Here is an 18,062-nt window from a genome sequence, read left to right as displayed (position 1 = left end):
CAAATCAAATACTAATTACTTTCTCTCACACAGCAAAAATATACTCGAACAAAGATCAGGATATTGTTGACCAAGCTGATAGCAGCCTTCTAAATACTCATCTGATATAATATCAGTTTGCAATAATTTGTCCCATTGGAAATTAGCCAACGCTTTAAAGAAAATACCTGATCGATAGGCAACGTGTAACCCAGCATGGCTTGCATCGCGCTCAAGCGTGTCCAGTGCGTACGTACAACGGTGCCCATGCTCAAATTCTGCTTCAGTCACCGCTGAATTATGGGAAATAATTCCCATTTTTACTGCTATCTGACGGGAAGCTGCATTAGCATTAGGACAAACGAGGAATAAACGCCCACCCTCGGCTAACCATTCGTCGTTAATACGCTTAAGTAGAGCAACTGGATCGTCAATATGTTCAAGCACATGCGTCAGAATAATATTGTCATAACGACGAGGCAATTGAACATCTTCAAAACGTGAGTGGATATAGGTAATTCCGTCTTTTAACCGGCCTTGAGCATGTGAAATAGCCTCTGCAGAAGCTTCAACGCATGTGATATCGTTGAAATGTTCCTGTAGCCGTGAAGTGAAATCACCTTTGAAGCTCCCCAATTCCAGTAAATTTCCTGGCCGAAAGAAAGGGGTAAATGCACGTACCATAAAAGGATGCATCACATCAAAGTCAAAACTATAGGCGTATTTATGGCCTGCTGCATCCTTAATTTCCTGATCATAATTTCTGTTGATTGTCATGTTCTCGTCTCACAATGTCGGATCATTTGCAGGATATTGCCGCTCATTCCTGACTGAATAAAAGCGTGTTTTAGATAAAAGTATCTGGCGACCTGATTACTTTCTTCAACTTCCAAACGTATTTCTGTCGCACCTAAAGTTTGCATTTTCGCTATACACTGTTCCAACAGAATGCCGCCAGAACCTACGCCCTGAGCTTCCGCTAATACAGAAACATTAGTAATAAAGGCAATTCTTGTTTGTGCATTAAAATATGCAGCAACAAGGCCGACCAAGCGTTCGTCTCTCCATCCTTCAATGCAATGAGCAAGGCGAGCTATCTTATCGGCATAGGCTACTATTTCAACTCGTTGCTCCAGCGCACGGACAAATACATCATCACAGGCACGCAGATGTGATGCGATCTCCTCAGCTGTGGCGCTATTCTGACGTATAATCATTCGCTGCATGCGGTCAACTCAGCCAAACCGAAACCTTCTTTTCCGAATGCGTTGCCGTTATAGAGCAAATAAACCTTCTCATTGCATTGGAAAAGGTGAGGATAACATTGCATTTCACTATCCCACTCGCCTGATTCCGAAATGGCAGGCACCTGAGTATCATCTCTATGCCATGTAATAAGATCATCTGACCAGGCATAACCAAGACGATATCCACGCCCGGCACCTAAGCGGAAATCGAAGCACTCGCGATAACAAAAAATCATGTGATAGCGATTGCCCACTTTGATCACCGTAGGCAGCGCCTGGCATTCATCATCACCGAGCCGATCGGCAATAATAGGCTTACTCTCTCGCACCCAGTCGATGCCATCATCAGAAACAGCATGTGCAATTTTATAAATACGGTCTGGTGGGGAATCAGACTGTTGCTTTTTCCAACCCACACCGTAGATGTACCACATATGGAAGCGCCCTTCGATATGCAGAACAAAAGCGTCCCCGACCAAGTAAGGTTCGTGCAAAGAGGCTGACATCACAGGGCCAGTCGCATGTCGTTGAAACGTATTACCGCCATCACGGCTAATTGCCAAACCTATCGAAGTATCCACAGAAACAGAGACCCGGCGATTCCACCCTGTCGTCCAAGCCATCACCACATCATTGTGGCGCAAGACGTTAAAGGGGAAGATACCATGTTCATCAAACGTGCCTAATTCAGCGTGGGCAATGACAGGTGCCAGGCTGACTTTAAGGATTTCCTGCAGATTTTTATCCATATCTACATAGGCAACTCGGCTGATAAATTTATTATTTCTCTCATCTATTTCGCGAGTAGAAAAATAGATACGAACAAAGTCATCATATACTAAGGCCTGAGGGGATTGGGCATACCCTGCCCCACCAATCAAAGGTGGATGCGCCTGAGGTGAATAGATGAGCCCATGTTTACGCCATGTCAGCATTAGCGCAATTCTCCTTCTAACTGTGCCAAACCAAAACCATAGCGCCCAACTTGATCGCCTAAATATGCCATATAGACTTTGCCATCAAGCTCAAACACATGGGGATAGCTGATCATTTCCGAGTCCCATCCTGTTTCAGACACGTCAATTCCTGCCTTTTCATCATCACGGTGCCAGTCAATAAGATCGGAGCTCCATGCGTATCCAATACGGTACCCATGCTTTTTCCCTCGATAATGTTCGCTATAGCGGTAGCAAAAAAACATATGGTACTTACCGTTCGCATAAAACACATCCGGACTCGCCTGCGCTTCATCCTCTTCAATTCGACTGCTTATTAAATCTTTATTTAACTTCCGCCAATTTATGCCATCGCTCGATACCGCCATGCGGATTTTATAAACAGGCTCTGCGCGACCATCAACGAGTTTCCATCTACGACCGGCAATGTAGAATAGCTGCCATTCACCATTAAAGCGGCGAACTTTTGGCCCACTCATAACAAAGGGTTCTTCAGGGGAATAGCTAATAATTGGCCCTGGTCCAGCTTTGCGGAATACGTCCCCATCATCACTAGTAGCCATACCAATAGCAACATTGAAAGGTACTGATTCACATCGGGTCCATCCAGCATAATATGCGCGAAAAATATTTTCATCGCGAACGACGGACACGGGATAGGTACCAAATTCGTCAAACTCACCTGATTGCCCCAGCGGTAAAATAGGGTTTTCAGAAACACGTAATACTTTGAATAGGTTATTGCGATCTAGATCAACCCAGGCTGAATAACTAACATACATACCCTGTTCATCAGCAGGTGGGCGACAAGAGAAATAAACACGAACAAAATCATCAAAGACAAGCGTTGCAGGTGCTTGTGCAAATTCTTTAAGCCAAAGGCGATCATTAACATCTTGCGGGGTAAAAACCTTGCCTAGCTTTTTCCACTTAAACATACTTATATCAACTCATATTCATTAGTAATAAGGTGCAATACCTCATCACTGGAATTAAACATCATGACATCAATGATTGATAACCAAGCCACAAAAGGTTCATCAAATTGTTTATAAATAATATTATTTGGCTGGATAAAATTCAGAGTCATTCCGTGCAAAGAAAAGGCCTCTTGGGAGTACAGAGAAATACCACCTGGTGGATTGCTATACGATTTCGCACCAAGGGCATTCCCGAAGGCAAGAACTTTGTCTTGAGATTTTAGTGAGTGGTCGATGTTAATAGAAGATGATACTTTTATATCACATGTTAAACCAAGATATTCCTTAATACTCCCCAAGGAATATAATATATAATTAAACAAATTATCATCCCGATAATTTATTATATTTTCCAGCAATGGGAAAACATTTTTAAAGTAAGGTGCGCGCCGATAAGCCCCGCGAATCTTGTTGATTAAATCATCTCTATTAAATGTCTCTGATAACACTCTATCTTTAACATCTAAAAAATCAGAATCTTTCTTCAATGGTAAGCTAAATGTACTATCCTTCCCATTTAATAAAATGCGATTTCGATTTATCCATCCCTTTTTAGTATATTTTATATTATCGTAAACCACAAAAACGTCTACTTCGGCCATCAACTGAAAATAGCCAATGTAAGGAAAGAAATAAGGTTGCATTACCGCATATTTTATCAACGCTATCTCCTGATAAAACTAAAACACTAACTAAGATAGATTTCGCATTGTAAATTAAAAATTATATTTTACTGAAAATAATAACTCACTTTATTACTTCCTTCGGCCTAAAATACTTTTCAGTTTACACAGTCAGAAATACACCTAACAACATCCAATATACTTTCATCTGACAAATCAGGGTAGATTGGAAGACAGAGGACATTGTCGGCGATATGAGATGCTGTGGGTAGCCCACCTTCTTTAGCTGAGTCTAACCCTCGATACATAGGGAATGTGCTAATCAGAGGATAAAAGTATCGACGAGCATATATATTATTTTCCCTCAGGATATCGTAAATCTCGTCCCTTTTCTTAGGGAAAGTATCAGAGAAAAAAATAGGGAAATAGGCATAATTCCAGGTCACATCATCAGGAATACTCAACACCTTAATTCCTGATATGTTTTTCAAAAGATCACAATATCTTGAATAGATATTTTTACGCTGATTTAACGCTGAATCAATATGTTTTAATTGAAGTAATCCAAATGCGGCCTGGACCTCATTCATTTTTGCATTAATACCAGGAGCAACAACTGTCACTTCATCAACAAAGCCAAAGTTCTTAAGATAATCAATTCTTTTTTTCGTTTTTTCATCTTGAGAAATAATCGCACCACCTTCAATAGTGCTAAAAACTTTCGTTGCATGAAAGCTGAGGATAGAAAGATCCCCATGATTTAGTATGCTGACATCATCCTTTTTAACACCAAAAGCATGAGCCGCATCATAGATCACTTTTAAACCATATATATCAGCGATATTTTGAATTCGGTCAACATCCGCAGGCAATCCATAACAATGCACGGGTAAAATGGCAGATGTTGCTGGCGTAATAGCCTGTTCTAATTTCGAGGGATCAAGATTGCATGTCACGGGATCGATATCAACAAATACTGGTTTTAATCCATTCCATAGTAATGTATGCGATGTCGCCACAAACGAGTAAGGTGTAGTAATTACCTCACCGGTGATACGTAACGCTTGCAAAGCAGTGAGTAATGCCAGCGTGCCATTAGAAAACAAACTAAGATACGGAACGCCCAGATACTCAGCCAAAGCTTGCTCTAAACGCTGATGGAAGGTGCCATTATTCGTCAGCCACTTATTTTCCCATATTTCTTCAAGATAAGGAGTAAATTCATCCAAAGACGGTAATAACGGGCTTGTTACATACACTGGTTTTTTCATTTCACCATCTTCCGCTTATAGATTATTCGCAATCAACGCTACCGCCCTTGACTCGCAGCTACCAAAGCGCTGAAACTTCACCCATATTAATGATATAAAAAGAAAATGTTCAGGTTTGGCTTCGTGCTCCTGACAACAATAACAATGCTACATTCTCTTTCTATAATATCGCAGCCGACTTCCACTTATTCGGCAGTGCGTTTGAACATCAACTTTTAGAGATAATGGCATAAACATAAATGCCATTATCTTATCCATTTACCAATCAACCCGGTGACATTCATCTGTGACAAACTATCACTTACATGACATCAGTTAGTGGCCTATCGAATAACTTTTAGGCGGCTCACCAGCACAGTAGGCTTTCCATACCGTTCTTAACGCTTGTTGAAAATACGTTGAAGACGTTACGTCAGCAGTATCGATATCATGCTCCATTTTCTTGCGTAAACTATGGCGAATTTGATTCAGTTCATCCAACCGGTTATTCCAGGAAATGGCCTTGTCGATATAGTCTGCTTCTGAATCTGCAATAAACTCATTCAAACCAGCCTGACCAAGGTTTACCACCCCTTGGCGAGCAGCATAGGTTTCACCGGCCAGCGTCAGAGTCGGCACGCCCATCCACAAAGCGTAGTTCGTCGTGGTTCCCCCTGTATAGGGGAACGTATCCAACAACACATCGATTTCCTGGTGCATAGCGAGATAATTCATTATGTTGACGCGTTCACGGAAAATTAGCTGCTCGGGCTGAACGCCCTGTGCCTCTAGCTTTTTACGTATATGTTCCCTTGTCTGCATGCTAGGCAACGCACCAATAATCATCTTGCTTGTTGGCAACTGAACGAGGATCTTTCCCCATGCCGATAATACGGTATCGTTAATCTTCGTCGGCCTGTTAAAGCTAGCGAAAGTGAGATAACCGTTTGTCAGTGCGGGAAGATCGTTGACCTCAGGACCATTGACCACGGGCTCAAACTGTCGGTCAAATAGCACGTACAGTAATTTTTCAGTAAATTGATGAGCTAAAACCTCTGGGTATGGGGCATGGTTCATAACCAGATAGTAATCCATCGCCTTTAATCCAGTCGTTCCCGGATAACCAATCCAGCTAATTTGGATCGGTGCAGGCTTCATAGCAAACATCGATAAACGGTTGTCGCCAGTATGGCCGGAAAGATCGAAAAGAATATCTATCTCATCCCGTTTAATTAACTCGAATAATTCAGTATCGCTGCTACTCGCTACGTTACGCCATGCCGTTGAACTTTTTTCCAGCATGCGAGTGACATCATCATAATGATGTGATGTGGAATAGGCATAGAGGGAAAAATGCTGATGATCGATGTCATTCCATACAGGCGATAAGAATTTGCTGACTGGGTGTGAATATAAATCGCCAGACACAAAGCCAACGCGCAGCACTCTATCGGGATCTTTATTTTGCAGATAATGCACTGGAGCAAGTGCGCCATTTCGTTTTTCTACTACTTCACCATATAACAAGTGTTCAGCAAAAATCTCTGAAGCAGGAATCTTAGCATTATGCAGTAAAGCGAACAGAAGATTGCTGTATAAACTTAAATCTTCAGGAGCATTAGTAACGGCCTTGCGATAGTACTCAATTGCACTTTCGACATCAGATTTTTTATCCAACACCATCGCCATTGCATTTAATACCGCCGCATCGTTAGGTAGAAGTTTTATTGCTTTTTCTATGCATACTTCTGCACCGGCCATATTTTCAAATTTTAAATAAACGAGCGCCACCACATTCCAGGCAACAGCAACATTTCCATCGCAGCGAATAATCCTGTAGGCCAGGTTAATTGCTTCCCAGTAATGATATGTATTATGCAATAGGCTGGCCAACTCACTGTAGACCAACCATGCATTGCTATGCATAGAAATGACTTTTGCTAACGAGAAAATTGCCGCATCTTTATCGCCAGTGACGAAGTTGATTCTTTCTAGCGTGATCCAATTTTGCAGATTATTCGGTTGTTTTACCGTCAATTCTTCAGCCAGAGAGCGCGCTTCATCGTATTTCTGTTTCTGTAATAAATCATATAATTGACGCTTAACTTTCGCATCAATAGGATCGTTAACGAATTCTTTTCTACTTTTCTCAACTTTTATGACATCACTAGCCTTGAATAACCCCCCACCGCTCGCATTACTGGAATACATAATCAGCGGGTTTACATTGTGGATAACCTCGTTAACATCCTTGGCTAGTTCCATACGTTTTTGGAAATAACGCTGCCATGCCAACGCACTTCCAATCATCAAACCTTTATGGTGCAATTCATCTAACAGCGCTAATGAGCCCTCTTCCTGCTCATCCAGTAAGCCCATTGGGATTTTCAGCCCCTGAGCCGCTAATGGCAGCGTGAAAGACTCATACCAATAGTTAAATGCAGGATAAATATCCCCACAGTTCGGTAATACTCGCAGTGCGCTGAATTCACTTTTACGATAAGCACATTCACCGACGCAGAAATGAATGCTCGACATTCCCTGCTTTAATAAAGCATAAAGAGATTCACGCACATTGTTTTCATGTTCTTGCTCATCGTTTTCTCTTTCAGGAAAATGCGTATTGAATATCAGTTGCTTAAAGGAAACACTCGCTGGCCACGCATTACCTAAGACATCCAGAATTTGCTGTGTCAGTTCGTGATCGGTCGATATCTGTATACCGGTATTGGTAACATACGAGTTAGACGCCAACCCTTTATTCAACATTACACGGCGGAAGCTACCGGCCCAAGACAGTTTATCCAGTCGCGAGACATCAATTTCCGATTCCAGCTTTTCCGCGCGTTCAGCAGCGACCAGCAGACTAAATCGACGTTTGCGCCCGACGTTAAAATCTAGATACTGCTGTTTTAATATCTTATTGCCAGCTGGACAGATTGTGCGCAGTAAGTTATCTACCTGCTCACCATAGTGAGAGGCAATCTCCGTGTGAGGCTCAATTTCGCCAACATAAGCCAAGCCTTCTTGCGTAATCTGCGCATTAAAGTCGAGCAGATAGCAGGGTTGATTCAGGCCTTGTAAATAGTTGAGCGCGAGTGACACATCTCCCAGTTGTTCAGCTTCTTCAACCAGGGTCGCAATAGCGGTTCTCTGAGGATTACCTGCTGACATACCCAGCGCTAAGTAACTCAACATGGCTCTGGCGCTGGCTTGCTGTTGTTCCGGTGTTTCTGCCAGGCTAGCATGCAGATTTAAGGCATCCTGCAGGATTTCTTCTGTCTTCCCACCTGGATAAGTCGAATAGGAAAAACACACCACACCTTTTGCACTTAAGTGGCGTTGACAATATGCCAGCAACATCGAGCGCGCTTCGCCGCTGATCAGTCCAAAAACACCATGAACAATAATATAATCAAATTTGCCAAGATCGCTGTCCAAAAGCGATGCCAAATCCATTGCCTGAAGTTGCAGATTGGTTAGCCCGTACTGCTGTACCCACATCTGCCCTTGAGCAATTTTTTCCTCATCAAGATCGATACCAATAGCCTGTGCCTGCGGATATGCAGTGGCAAATGGCAGCAGATTCGCGCCACTCATGCATCCCAGTTCCAGTACTCGCGCCCTGTCAGGGTCCGCTGCCACAATGCCATGCAAGTATGCCACGGCTTGCAAATGCGTCGGTGAGGTATAAGGCAAAGGACAACGATCAGCCGCGCTCATTGTTGGATGGCTGGCAGCAGTATCTAAAGTCATCAGAAGGGAAAACCTTTCATGAGAGGAAAAATGAATTACTACTATCGTATCAACTATTAAGATACGCAATCTTATAAATAGAGGGAAATATTAGGCGTATAACATACGTTAGGGAGAGGTAGTACGGTTTCACAACAGCATTAACGCACAGAACGTTTGCCATAAAAAAACCAGTCCCGGAGGACTGGCTTATGATATAAGTTACAGCGTTTGTCTGGCTGGGGATTAACGCAGCAGAGACAGAACAGTCTGTGGAACCTGGTTTGCCTGGGACAGTACAGAAGTACCAGCCTGCTGCAGAATCTGGCTACGGCTCATGTTTGATACTTCAGTTGCGTAGTCAGCGTCTTCAATACGGCTACGAGCAGAAGACAGGTTGTTGATAGAGTTGTTCAGGTTAGTAATGGTAGATTCGAAACGGTTCTGAATCGCACCCAGGTTACTACGTGCAGCATCAACAGCTGACAGAGCAGTATCCAGAGAAGTGATCAGAGCCTGAGCTGCTGAGTTAGCAGAACTACCGGTAGCAACAGCGCCCAGAGAAGTGATTTTAGCTGCAACATCACTCATTGAACCAGTACCGCCAGTGGTGGCGTTGATCAGTGCGGTGCTGTCGATGGTAATAGTTTCAGTTGCACCAGTGTTAGCGCCAACCTGAATGATGATGCCAGCACTTGCAGAACCGTCCAGCAGTTTAGTACCGTTGAAAGAAGCGCTCTGAGCAACACGGTTAACTTCGTTAATGCGCTGAGTCATTTCCTTGACGATAGAGTCACGGTCAGTTTTACCGTTAGGATCGTTCGCTGCTTGCGTTGCCAGTTCACGGATACGTTGCAAGTTGTTGTTGATTTCGTTCAGGTTGCCTTCAGCAGTCTGAGTCAGGGAAATACCATCGTTGGCATTACGTGCTGCCTGAGTCATACCTTTAACCTGAGCGGTCATACGGTTAGCGATCGCTTGACCAGCTGCGTCATCTTTCGCGCTGTTGATACGCAGACCAGAAGACAGACGCTCAATAGCGGTACCCAGAGCAGACTGAGATTTGTTCAAGTTGTTCTGAGTAGTCAGAGACATGATGTTAGTATTAATTACTGCCATGATAGCGTTCCTTAATCAGTGGTTATCGGTTTCGGGTTAGACCCACGGGTTCATCCCCGTCGCTAACATTTATCGGAACGCTTTCCAGAAGCTTTAACTTTTTTTTTAGCCTAAATTCATTTTTATTGTTCAGAAGGCAATTTTAATAGCCCCCTCTTCTACAACACTAACTAGCAATAAAGATGACTATTCTTTACTGCTAAACTTATTTTCTATCCTGCCGATAATGGCTTCATAGCTCATCGAACTCTGAATAAAAGGATTCTATCATGGCAAGCGTTTCTTCATTAGGTGTAGGTTCAGGTCTGGGTTTAAACGAATTGCTCACGCAGCTTAGAACCGCTGAAAATCAAAGACTTGTACCAATAACAACTCAGCAATCCAGCTTCAAGTCACAGCTAAGCGGCATCAGTGCCCTCAAAGGCGCCCTTGATAAACTTAAAACAGCGAATGATGCTTTAGCCATCTCTGAATCTTTCGGCATCGTTAAGGGTTCGATTGATGGTATCACATCAACCAAAGTCACCAGCACGAATAAAGCGTTTACGACAACCACTGACAGTAAAGCCGTTGCCGGCACCTTCAGTATTGAAGTGAAACAATTGGCACAAGCACATTCCATAACGTCAACAGCCAAAACCAGTGCAACAGAGCCCTTAAGTGCAACAGATACAAAACTCGTTATTGCTCAGGATAATGGTAAATTCACCAAAGTGGGTGATGACTACTTAAAATATCTGGAAATAGACATTAAAGCGGGTGAAACCTCATTAAACGATGTTCGTGACGCGATCAACAAAGTTAATGGCACCGTGACGGCGAGCGTCGTCAAAGCGAAGGATAATGAGTACTACCTGATGCTAACCGCAAAGAACAGCGGTACTGAGAGTAAAATCTCCATTGGGGGAGACGACACAAACGTCTTTAATGGCGCGCCAACAGAAAAGGTAGCAGCCAAAAACGCGCAAATCACGGCGAATGGTATTGATATAGAAAGACAAAGTAATTCTATTTCTGATGCTTTTGAAGGTGTAACGATCAATCTTCTTACCCAAACTGAGGCAACCAAACCGGAAACCCTGACGATTGAGCAGGATATCACCGGAATGAAGGATACGATCAAAGCCTGGGTTGATGCTTACAATGCGTTGCAAGATACCATCGCAGCTCAAACAAAGTACACTGCGGTTGAGGCGGGCGAATCCCAATTAAGTAGCAATGGTGCGTTGCTGGGAGATTCTACTGTTCGTGGTATCCAGAATAAACTCAAGGCGCAGCTCACAACGGTACAAAGTGACAGCGATGAATTCCGTATTCTGGCGGATCTTGGTATTACACAAAACTTCAAAACCGGGAAGTTGGAAATCAGTGATACCAAGTTAGACAAAGCGTTGAAAGAAGAACCCGGCAAGGTTCGGGCGTTTTTTGTTGGTGATAACGACAAAACCGGATTTGCGACCCAAACACGTACATACCTGAAAGAAATCCTCGATACGAGTGAGGGTCTAATCAAAACCAAGGAAGATGGTATTAATAGTACGCTGAAAAAGTTGGATTCTCGGGCAACTCTCGTCAAAAATGGCATAGAAGATACCATTGCCCGTTATCAAAAACAGTTTGTTGAACTGGATAAAGCCATGAGTGAAATGAATAGCACCATGGGCCGTTTAACGAGCATGTTCTCTAAACTCTAAATTTTCGCTGAAAGAAAGATAGGTAACGTGATGTACAACATGAAAGGCAGCCAAGCCTATGCTCAAGTAGGCCTCGAAAGCAGTGTGATGAGCGCAAGCCCTCACCAGCTTATCGTCATGCTGTTTGATGGCGCGCGCAGTGCGATGGTGCGCGCGCGCATCCTCATGGAGCAAGGCGACATCCAGGGTAAAGGTATGGCGTTATCTAAAGCAATCAACATTATCAATAACGGACTAAAAACCGGATTGGATATGGAAGGAGGGGGCGAACTTGTTGAAAACCTGTCTGCCCTTTACGACTACATGTCTCAGCGTTTGTTGATCGCCAATTTACATAACGATCCCAAAGCGATAGAAGAAGTTGAAGTGTTGTTGGAAAATATCGCTGATGCCTGGCGGCAAATCGGCCCTAATTACAAACCAGAGCAGGAAGTACGTTAATGGCCTCCCCCCATCGGCTTCTAAAAGATTACCAACAGCTTTTGTCTCTGAGTCAAAAAATTCTCCATTTGGCCGTCAGCGGCCAGTGGGATACGTTGGTTGAGCAAGAGATTGTTTATGTTCAGTCCGTTGAAGGCTTAGTTAACACGCCAATTCCTGACGAAATTGACAGCGTGATGCGTTTGCATCTGCGACAGATTTTGCAGGAAGTGATGGATAATGAAGCGAAAGTAAAACAACTTCTGCAGAAGCGGATGGACGAGTTAAGTTCGTTAATGGGGCAATCACTGAAGCAAAAGTCAATTAATACGACTTATAGCGAATTTGCAGGACAGCGACTGCTACCAGGTGAACCCGCTCCCGGTGAGCCAGGTTCATAATTTCATTCTCGTTATATATGATACTCGCGCCCCTATCTTCACCTGATACGGGCGCGTTTTTTTACCCACAAGCGGTGCTTTTACTCTGCATGCTCAGACTATCAGTATAACGAAATGAGTACGCGTTAAGAATGTGAAGATTAGAGGGCGTGGAGACAAGGAATAGACACAATCGGGAAGTCGGGAAAAAATAAAGATTGTGCGTAATTTCATTGCATTAGCAGTGAGATTACGCACAATGGCTTTGCTAGTTGCAGGTTGATGTCATTAGACGACATCAAACAGACATATTCATCACTTCCTGGTACGCAGATACCAGTTTATTACGCACCTGAATGCCCATCTGCATTGAAATGGATGATTTCTGCAAATCCACCATCACATCATTCAATGCCACGCCCGGCACACCCAAGGTAAATTTTTCAGCCTGCGTACGAGCCGTCTGCTGCGTGTCGCTGATCTTATCGATCGCGGCCTTCAGCTCACTGGCAAAACCAGGTTCTACCGATGGTCTGGCTATTGGCGTGTCAGCAGCCTGCAGAGCTTTGACCTGCATTTGCTGTAAAACACCATCAATACCTTGAACTGACATAACACCTCACTACATCATACAGAGTAGACTACTTATGCATTTTCTATGACAGCATTACCCTATCACACAGCTTTTCAGATAAATCGCACAATTAGCGCGAAAAATGCCACCTTATCGACCCATCGATTTTTCTTTTACGGAAAATAATGACATGCCCACAAATGTAGGCGAAATGTTTTATTGATTGCGCAATCAGGGAGTTCTGTTTTGTCACGTCACAACGTTAAGTATATCGTTCAACAACCAAGCAGAGATAGAGTATGAACGCCTCATTCACCGGAACCGCTACCGGTAAAAATAGCTTTGGCGAAATACTCAACCGGTTACGCGCCAATCCGAAAATTCCGCTATTGATCGCAGCTGCTGCGACCATTGCAATCGTCGTTGCGTTGACGCTATGGGCCAAAGGTCCAGACTATCGAGTGCTTTATAGCAATATAAATGACCGTGACGGTGGTGCGATTGTCGGCGAATTAACGAAGCTGAATATCCCTTATCGCTTTGCAGAAAATGGCGGGGCGATCATGATTCCCGCAGCAAATGTCTATGAGACCCGACTCCGACTTGCTCAATTGGGGCTGCCAAAAGGCGGCGCAGTTGGCTTTGAATTGCTCGATCAGGAAAAGTTTGGCATCAGCCAATTCAGTGAGCAGATTAATTATCAGCGTGCACTGGAAGGTGAACTGTCCAGAACGATAGAAACACTCGGCCCCGTTCAGAATGCGCGAGTTCACCTTGCTATACCTAAGCCTTCACTGTTCGTTCGTGAACAAAAAGCCCCCTCTTCGTCCGTCACCCTGACATTACAGCCGGGTCGTGCATTAGATGAAGGGCAAATCAATTCCATCGTTTATATGGTTTCCAGCAGTGTTGCTGGCCTGCCACCAGATAATGTTACGGTCGTCGATCAGACCGGACGCCTGTTAACCCAGGCTGGCGGCAGCGGCCGCGACCTGAATGCTGCGCAACTGAAGTACAGCAACGAAGTCGAGGCAATGTACCAACGCCGCATAGAGTCAATTATCGCGCCGATGGTTGGTATGGGCAACGTACACGCCCAGGTCACCGCACAAATCGATTTCTCTGCTCGTGAACAAACTGATGAGCAGTATCAACCCAACCAACCGCCAGATAAAGCGGCAGTTCGCTCTCAGCAAACCAGCCAGAGTGAGCAAAGAGGAGGCCCGAACGTCGGTGGCGTTCCTGGTGCATTAACCAATCAACCCGCACCGGCTCCTACAGCGCCTATCGCAACGCCGCCAAATAATGCTAACGCTAATGCCAATGCGAACAATCAGGCTGGCCAGCAGAACCAAAACAATGCGGCAGGTGCGCAAGCTAATGCGGCAAATGCGAATACCGTTATTCAAACATCAAATGTTCGCAATGATGCAACAACCAACTATGAAGTCGACAAGACGATTTTACATACCAAACACAGCACGGGTGGTGTGAAACGCTTGTCTGCGGCCGTTATTGTTAACTACCAGCCTCCTGGTGAGGATGGCAAGCCGGTTGCACTCACGGAAGAGCAGATCAAACAGATTGAAACAGTAGCACGCGAAGCGATGGGCTTTTCTGCAGAACGCGGCGATACATTAAATGTCGTTAATACGCCATTTATGGACAGCACCGACGGTTCTGGCGAACTCCCGTTCTGGCAAAAACAGGCATTCTTCGATCTCCTGATGGAAGCTGGCCGCTGGCTGCTGGTTCTGATCGTTGCCTGGATTCTGTGGCGTAAGCTGGTTCGTCCGCAATTGCAAAGAAAAGCACAACAGCAAGAAGCGGCACTGGCGGCGGCTGCCCTGTCTCAAGGTGCAGACAGCGATGTTATGGTCAACCTGAGTAGCTCGGAAGTTGAACAGCAGAGGAAATCGCAGCAACGCGTCAATGCAGAAATGCAAAGTAATCGCATACGTGAAATGGCAGAGAACGATCCACGCGTTGTCGCTCTGGTAATTCGTCAATGGATGAGTACTGAACTATGAACCTGACAGGAACAGAAAAAAGCGCCATCTTATTGATGACCATTGGTGAAGACCGTGCGGCAGAAGTGTTTACTCATCTTTCGACGAAAGAAGTACAACACCTTAGTTCTGCAATGGCGAACATGCGACAGGTCTCACAACAGCAGTTGCTCGAAATCCTGAGAGAATTTGAGGCTGATTCAGAGCAATATGCCGCGCTCAGTGTGAATGCGGGTGACTACCTTCGCTCAGTGCTTGTCAAAGCCCTTGGTGAAGAGCGAGCGTCTAGCCTGTTGGAAGATATTCTGGAAAGCCGCGACTCTACGAGTGGAATGGAAACACTCAACTTCATGGAGCCGCAGATTGCCGCAGACCTTATTCGCGACGAACATCCACAGATTATCGCAACAATCCTGGTGCACCTGAAGCGAGCTCAAGCTGCCGATATCTTAGCCCTGTTTGACGAACGTCTTCGTCATGACGTTATGCTACGTATCGCGACCTTCGGCGGTGTTCAGCCTTCTGCACTGGCAGAATTGACAGACGTTCTGAATGGCTTGCTGGATGGTCAGAATCTCAAACGCAGCAAAATGGGTGGTGTTCGTACTGCAGCTGAAATTATCAACCTGATGAAAACCCAGCAGGAAGAAGCGGTTATCGATGCAGTACGCGAATTCGATGGCGAACTGGCACAGAAAATCATCGACGAAATGTTCTTGTTCGAAAACCTGGTGGACGTGGACGACCGCAGCATCCAGCGCCTTCTGCAAGAAGTCGAGTCCGAGTCTCTGCTGTTGGCATTGAAAGGTGCCGAAGAGCCTTTACGCGAGAAATTCCTGCGCAATATGTCTCAGCGTGCTGCGGAAATTCTTCGCGACGACCTCGCAACTCGCGGTCCAGTACGTATGTCGCAGGTCGAAAACGAACAGAAAGCCATTCTACTCATTGTCCGTCGACTGGCAGACAGCGGCGAGATGATTATCGGTGGCGGCGAGGATGCTTATGTCTAACGCCCCCAAAAACCTGGCCTGGCAGCCTTGGCAACTCAACGACCTGGCTGAACCCGTTTCAAAGCCCGCTCCGGCCTATCAGGTCAATAATGAGCCTGAATTGTCAGACACGGAGCGTTTTCCTGAGGAAAACGCCCTTTCTGCCGCAGAGGACGAGCTCGCATCTCTGCGTGAAAGCACGATGCAACAGGCGCGAGAAACGGGTTTTACGCAAGGCCATCAGCAAGGTTATGACGCCGGCTATCAGGAAGGTTTAGCCAAGGGGCAACAGCAGGGTTTGCAGAACGCCTTACAGCAGCAGCAACCGATTATTGAACAGATGCAACAAATGGTCACCGAATTCCAACAGACGCTGGATACACTCGACAGCGTGATCCCAGCTCGCCTGATGCAGTTGGCTTTGACCGCAGCCAAGCAGATTCTGGGGCAACCTCCGGTATGCGATGGTAATGCGCTGCTTGGTCAAATACAGCAATTGATTCAGCAAGAGCCTATGTTCTCAGGGAAAACGCAGCTGCGCGTTCACCCTTCAGACCTGGAACGTGTTGAGCAATATTTGGGTCCGACACTCAGCTTGCATGGTTGGAGATTGCTTGCCGATAGCCAACTTCACCCTGGTGGTTGTAAAGTCAGCGCAGAAGAAGGCGATCTGGATGCCAGCCTGGCGACACGCTGGCATGAGCTTTGCCGTTTAGCCGCACCGGGAGAGCTATAATGACTTCACGCCTCGGACGCTGGCTTTCTTCTCTCGATTCATTTGAGAAGCGCATTGATGACACGCCTTCGGTGCGTCGTTACGGCCGCTTAACCCGGGCGACAGGTTTGGTATTGGAAGCAACAGGGTTACATATGCCACTGGGCGCCACCTGTCTCATTGAACGGCAGAATGGTTCGCAGGTTGAAGAAATCGAAAGCGAAGTTGTCGGTTTCAACGGGCAAAAACTCTTTCTTATGCCGCTGGAAGAAGTTGAAGGTATTACCCCTGGAGCGCGTGTCTACGCCCGCGTCGGCCAGGACAGTAGCAGTCAAGGAAAGCAATTACCCTTAGGCCCTGAACTACTTGGGCGAGTGCTGGATGGTAGCGCAAAACCGCTGGATGGTTTACCTGCGCCAGATACAGGCTATCGCGCGCCCCTGATTACGCCGCCGTTCAACCCATTACAGAGAACGCCAATCGAAAGTGTTCTGGACGTGGGTGTTCGAGCCATCAATGCCTTGCTTACCGTAGGTCGGGGGCAGCGAATGGGCCTGTTTGCAGGTTCAGGGGTGGGTAAAAGTGTGCTGTTGGGGATGATGGCACGCTATACTCAGGCTGACGTCATCGTTGTTGGCCTTATCGGTGAACGTGGCCGGGAAGTGAAAGACTTTATCGAGAATATCCTGGGCACCGAAGGACGAGCACGCTCTGTCGTTATTGCCGCCCCTGCTGATGTTTCTCCTTTATTAAGGATGCAGGGTGCCGCGTATGCCACGCGTATTGCTGAAGATTTTCGCGATCGCGGGCATCACGTTCTGCTCATCATGGATTCGCTCACGCGCTATGCTATGGCGCAGCGTGAAATTGCGTTAGCCATTGGCGAACCGCCGGCGACCAAGGGTTATCCCCCTTCTGTCTTCGCTAAATTACCCGCGCTAGTAGAGCGCGCAGGTAATGGTATTCATGGAGGTGGTTCAGTCACCGCCTTCTATACTGTTCTAACAGAAGGTGACGATCAGCAGGATCCTATTGCTGACTCCGCTCGTGCCATCCTTGACGGACATATCGTGTTGTCACGTCAATTAGCTGAGTCTGGCCATTATCCGGCAATTGATATTGAAGCATCGATTAGTCGTGCGATGACAGCGCTGATCGATGAAGGGCATTATGCTTCTGTAAGGCAGTTTAAACAGTTACTATCCAGTTACCAACGTAACCGTGATTTAGTCAGTGTTGGTGCCTACGCCGCAGGCAGCGACCCTATGCTTGACAAAGCAATCCGGCTTTACCCGCATCTGGAAGCCTTTTTGCAGCAGGGTATGTTTGAACAAAGTAACTATGACGAGTCCTGCCAGGCGTTGCACACTATTTTCCCTCGTAACGAGTAGG

At 45.7% G+C, this 18,062-nt stretch carries 16 protein-coding genes; 7 read left to right on the top strand and 9 right to left on the bottom strand.

Annotation, left to right across the window (positions count from 1 at the left end):
* Positions 1-15 precede the first annotated feature (15 nt).
* The 8 genes from MYB54_RS08090 to MYB54_RS08055 all read right to left on the bottom strand — a co-directional run bounded on the left by MYB54_RS08090 (position 16) and on the right by MYB54_RS08055 (position 9,889).
* On the bottom strand, positions 16-756 hold the full coding sequence (locus tag MYB54_RS08090) for a class I SAM-dependent methyltransferase (RefSeq protein ID WP_100016643.1): 741 nt from the start codon (positions 754-756) through the stop codon (positions 16-18).
* The gene (locus tag MYB54_RS08085) at positions 753-1,205 is read right to left on the bottom strand and encodes a GNAT family N-acetyltransferase (protein ID WP_039464749.1); all 453 of its coding nucleotides are present in this window, start codon (positions 1,203-1,205) and stop codon (positions 753-755) included. Before MYB54_RS08085 ends, MYB54_RS08090 begins: the two co-directional genes overlap by 4 nt.
* Positions 1,193-2,161 (bottom strand): glycoside hydrolase family protein, encoded by a 969-nt coding sequence (locus tag MYB54_RS08080; protein WP_248721785.1) that lies wholly within the window; start codon positions 2,159-2,161, stop codon positions 1,193-1,195. The genes MYB54_RS08085 and MYB54_RS08080 overlap by 13 nt, the downstream gene beginning before the upstream one ends.
* Positions 2,161-3,120 carry a glycoside hydrolase family protein gene (locus tag MYB54_RS08075; protein ID WP_039553861.1) on the bottom strand — a complete coding sequence of 320 codons (960 nt, stop codon included), beginning with the start codon at positions 3,118-3,120 and terminating at the stop codon, positions 2,161-2,163. Before MYB54_RS08075 ends, MYB54_RS08080 begins: the two co-directional genes overlap by 1 nt.
* Before the next feature lie 2 nt (positions 3,121-3,122).
* Positions 3,123-3,824 (bottom strand): WbqC family protein, encoded by a 702-nt coding sequence (locus MYB54_RS08070; protein WP_040043596.1) that lies wholly within the window; start codon positions 3,822-3,824, stop codon positions 3,123-3,125.
* Between the two features lie 119 nt (positions 3,825-3,943).
* On the bottom strand, positions 3,944-5,056 hold the full coding sequence (locus MYB54_RS08065) for a DegT/DnrJ/EryC1/StrS family aminotransferase (RefSeq protein ID WP_248721784.1): 1,113 nt from the start codon (positions 5,054-5,056) through the stop codon (positions 3,944-3,946).
* A 315-nt stretch (positions 5,057-5,371) separates the two neighbouring features.
* Positions 5,372-8,791, bottom strand: a complete 3,420-nt coding sequence (locus MYB54_RS08060; RefSeq protein ID WP_248721783.1) for an O-linked N-acetylglucosamine transferase family protein — start codon at positions 8,789-8,791, stop codon at positions 5,372-5,374.
* Positions 8,792-9,016: 225 nt separating this feature from the next.
* A complete protein-coding gene (locus tag MYB54_RS08055; RefSeq protein WP_010279647.1) occupies positions 9,017-9,889 on the bottom strand; it encodes a flagellin N-terminal helical domain-containing protein in 873 nt (290 codons plus the stop codon).
* Between the two features lie 269 nt (positions 9,890-10,158).
* On the opposite strand from MYB54_RS08055, the gene fliD reads away from it, so the two are divergent.
* The 3 genes from fliD to fliT are packed head-to-tail and all read left to right on the top strand — an operon-like array spanning position 10,159 to position 12,404.
* Positions 10,159-11,583 (top strand): flagellar filament capping protein FliD, encoded by a 1,425-nt coding sequence (fliD, locus tag MYB54_RS08050; RefSeq protein ID WP_014915890.1) that lies wholly within the window; start codon positions 10,159-10,161, stop codon positions 11,581-11,583.
* Between the two features lie 30 nt (positions 11,584-11,613).
* A complete protein-coding gene (fliS, locus tag MYB54_RS08045; protein ID WP_014915891.1) occupies positions 11,614-12,024 on the top strand; it encodes a flagellar export chaperone FliS in 411 nt (136 codons plus the stop codon).
* On the top strand, positions 12,024-12,404 hold the full coding sequence (gene fliT, locus MYB54_RS08040; protein WP_039464764.1) for a flagella biosynthesis regulatory protein FliT: 381 nt from the start codon (positions 12,024-12,026) through the stop codon (positions 12,402-12,404). Before fliS ends, fliT begins: the two co-directional genes overlap by 1 nt.
* Before the next feature lie 277 nt (positions 12,405-12,681).
* On the opposite strand, the gene fliE is transcribed toward fliT, so the two are convergent.
* Positions 12,682-12,996: a flagellar hook-basal body complex protein FliE gene (fliE, locus tag MYB54_RS08035; protein WP_010279635.1), complete on the bottom strand. Its 315-nt coding sequence runs from the start codon at positions 12,994-12,996 to the stop codon at positions 12,682-12,684.
* A 260-nt stretch (positions 12,997-13,256) separates the two neighbouring features.
* Here fliE and fliF point away from each other — a divergent pair, with 260 nt between their 5' ends.
* From fliF to fliI, 4 genes are read left to right on the top strand one after another with little or no spacing between them, the layout of a single operon-like run.
* Positions 13,257-14,987, top strand: coding sequence for a flagellar basal-body MS-ring/collar protein FliF (fliF, locus tag MYB54_RS08030; protein ID WP_248721782.1), 1,731 nt, complete (start codon positions 13,257-13,259; stop codon positions 14,985-14,987).
* Positions 14,984-15,976, top strand: coding sequence for a flagellar motor switch protein FliG (fliG, locus tag MYB54_RS08025; RefSeq protein WP_014915894.1), 993 nt, complete (start codon positions 14,984-14,986; stop codon positions 15,974-15,976). The genes fliF and fliG overlap by 4 nt, the downstream gene beginning before the upstream one ends.
* Positions 15,969-16,691: a flagellar assembly protein FliH gene (fliH, locus tag MYB54_RS08020; RefSeq protein WP_039273467.1), complete on the top strand. Its 723-nt coding sequence runs from the start codon at positions 15,969-15,971 to the stop codon at positions 16,689-16,691. Before fliG ends, fliH begins: the two co-directional genes overlap by 8 nt.
* Positions 16,691-18,061: a flagellar protein export ATPase FliI gene (gene fliI / locus MYB54_RS08015; protein WP_005970656.1), complete on the top strand. Its 1,371-nt coding sequence runs from the start codon at positions 16,691-16,693 to the stop codon at positions 18,059-18,061. Before fliH ends, fliI begins: the two co-directional genes overlap by 1 nt.
* Position 18,062 lies beyond the last annotated feature (1 nt).

The sequence above is a fragment of the Pectobacterium nicotianae genome, assembly GCF_023272715.1.
GTDB lineage: Bacteria > Pseudomonadota > Gammaproteobacteria > Enterobacterales > Enterobacteriaceae > Pectobacterium > Pectobacterium brasiliense.
Note: the sequence above shows the minus strand (reverse complement) of the source record. Positions and strands in the feature narration are given on the sequence as shown.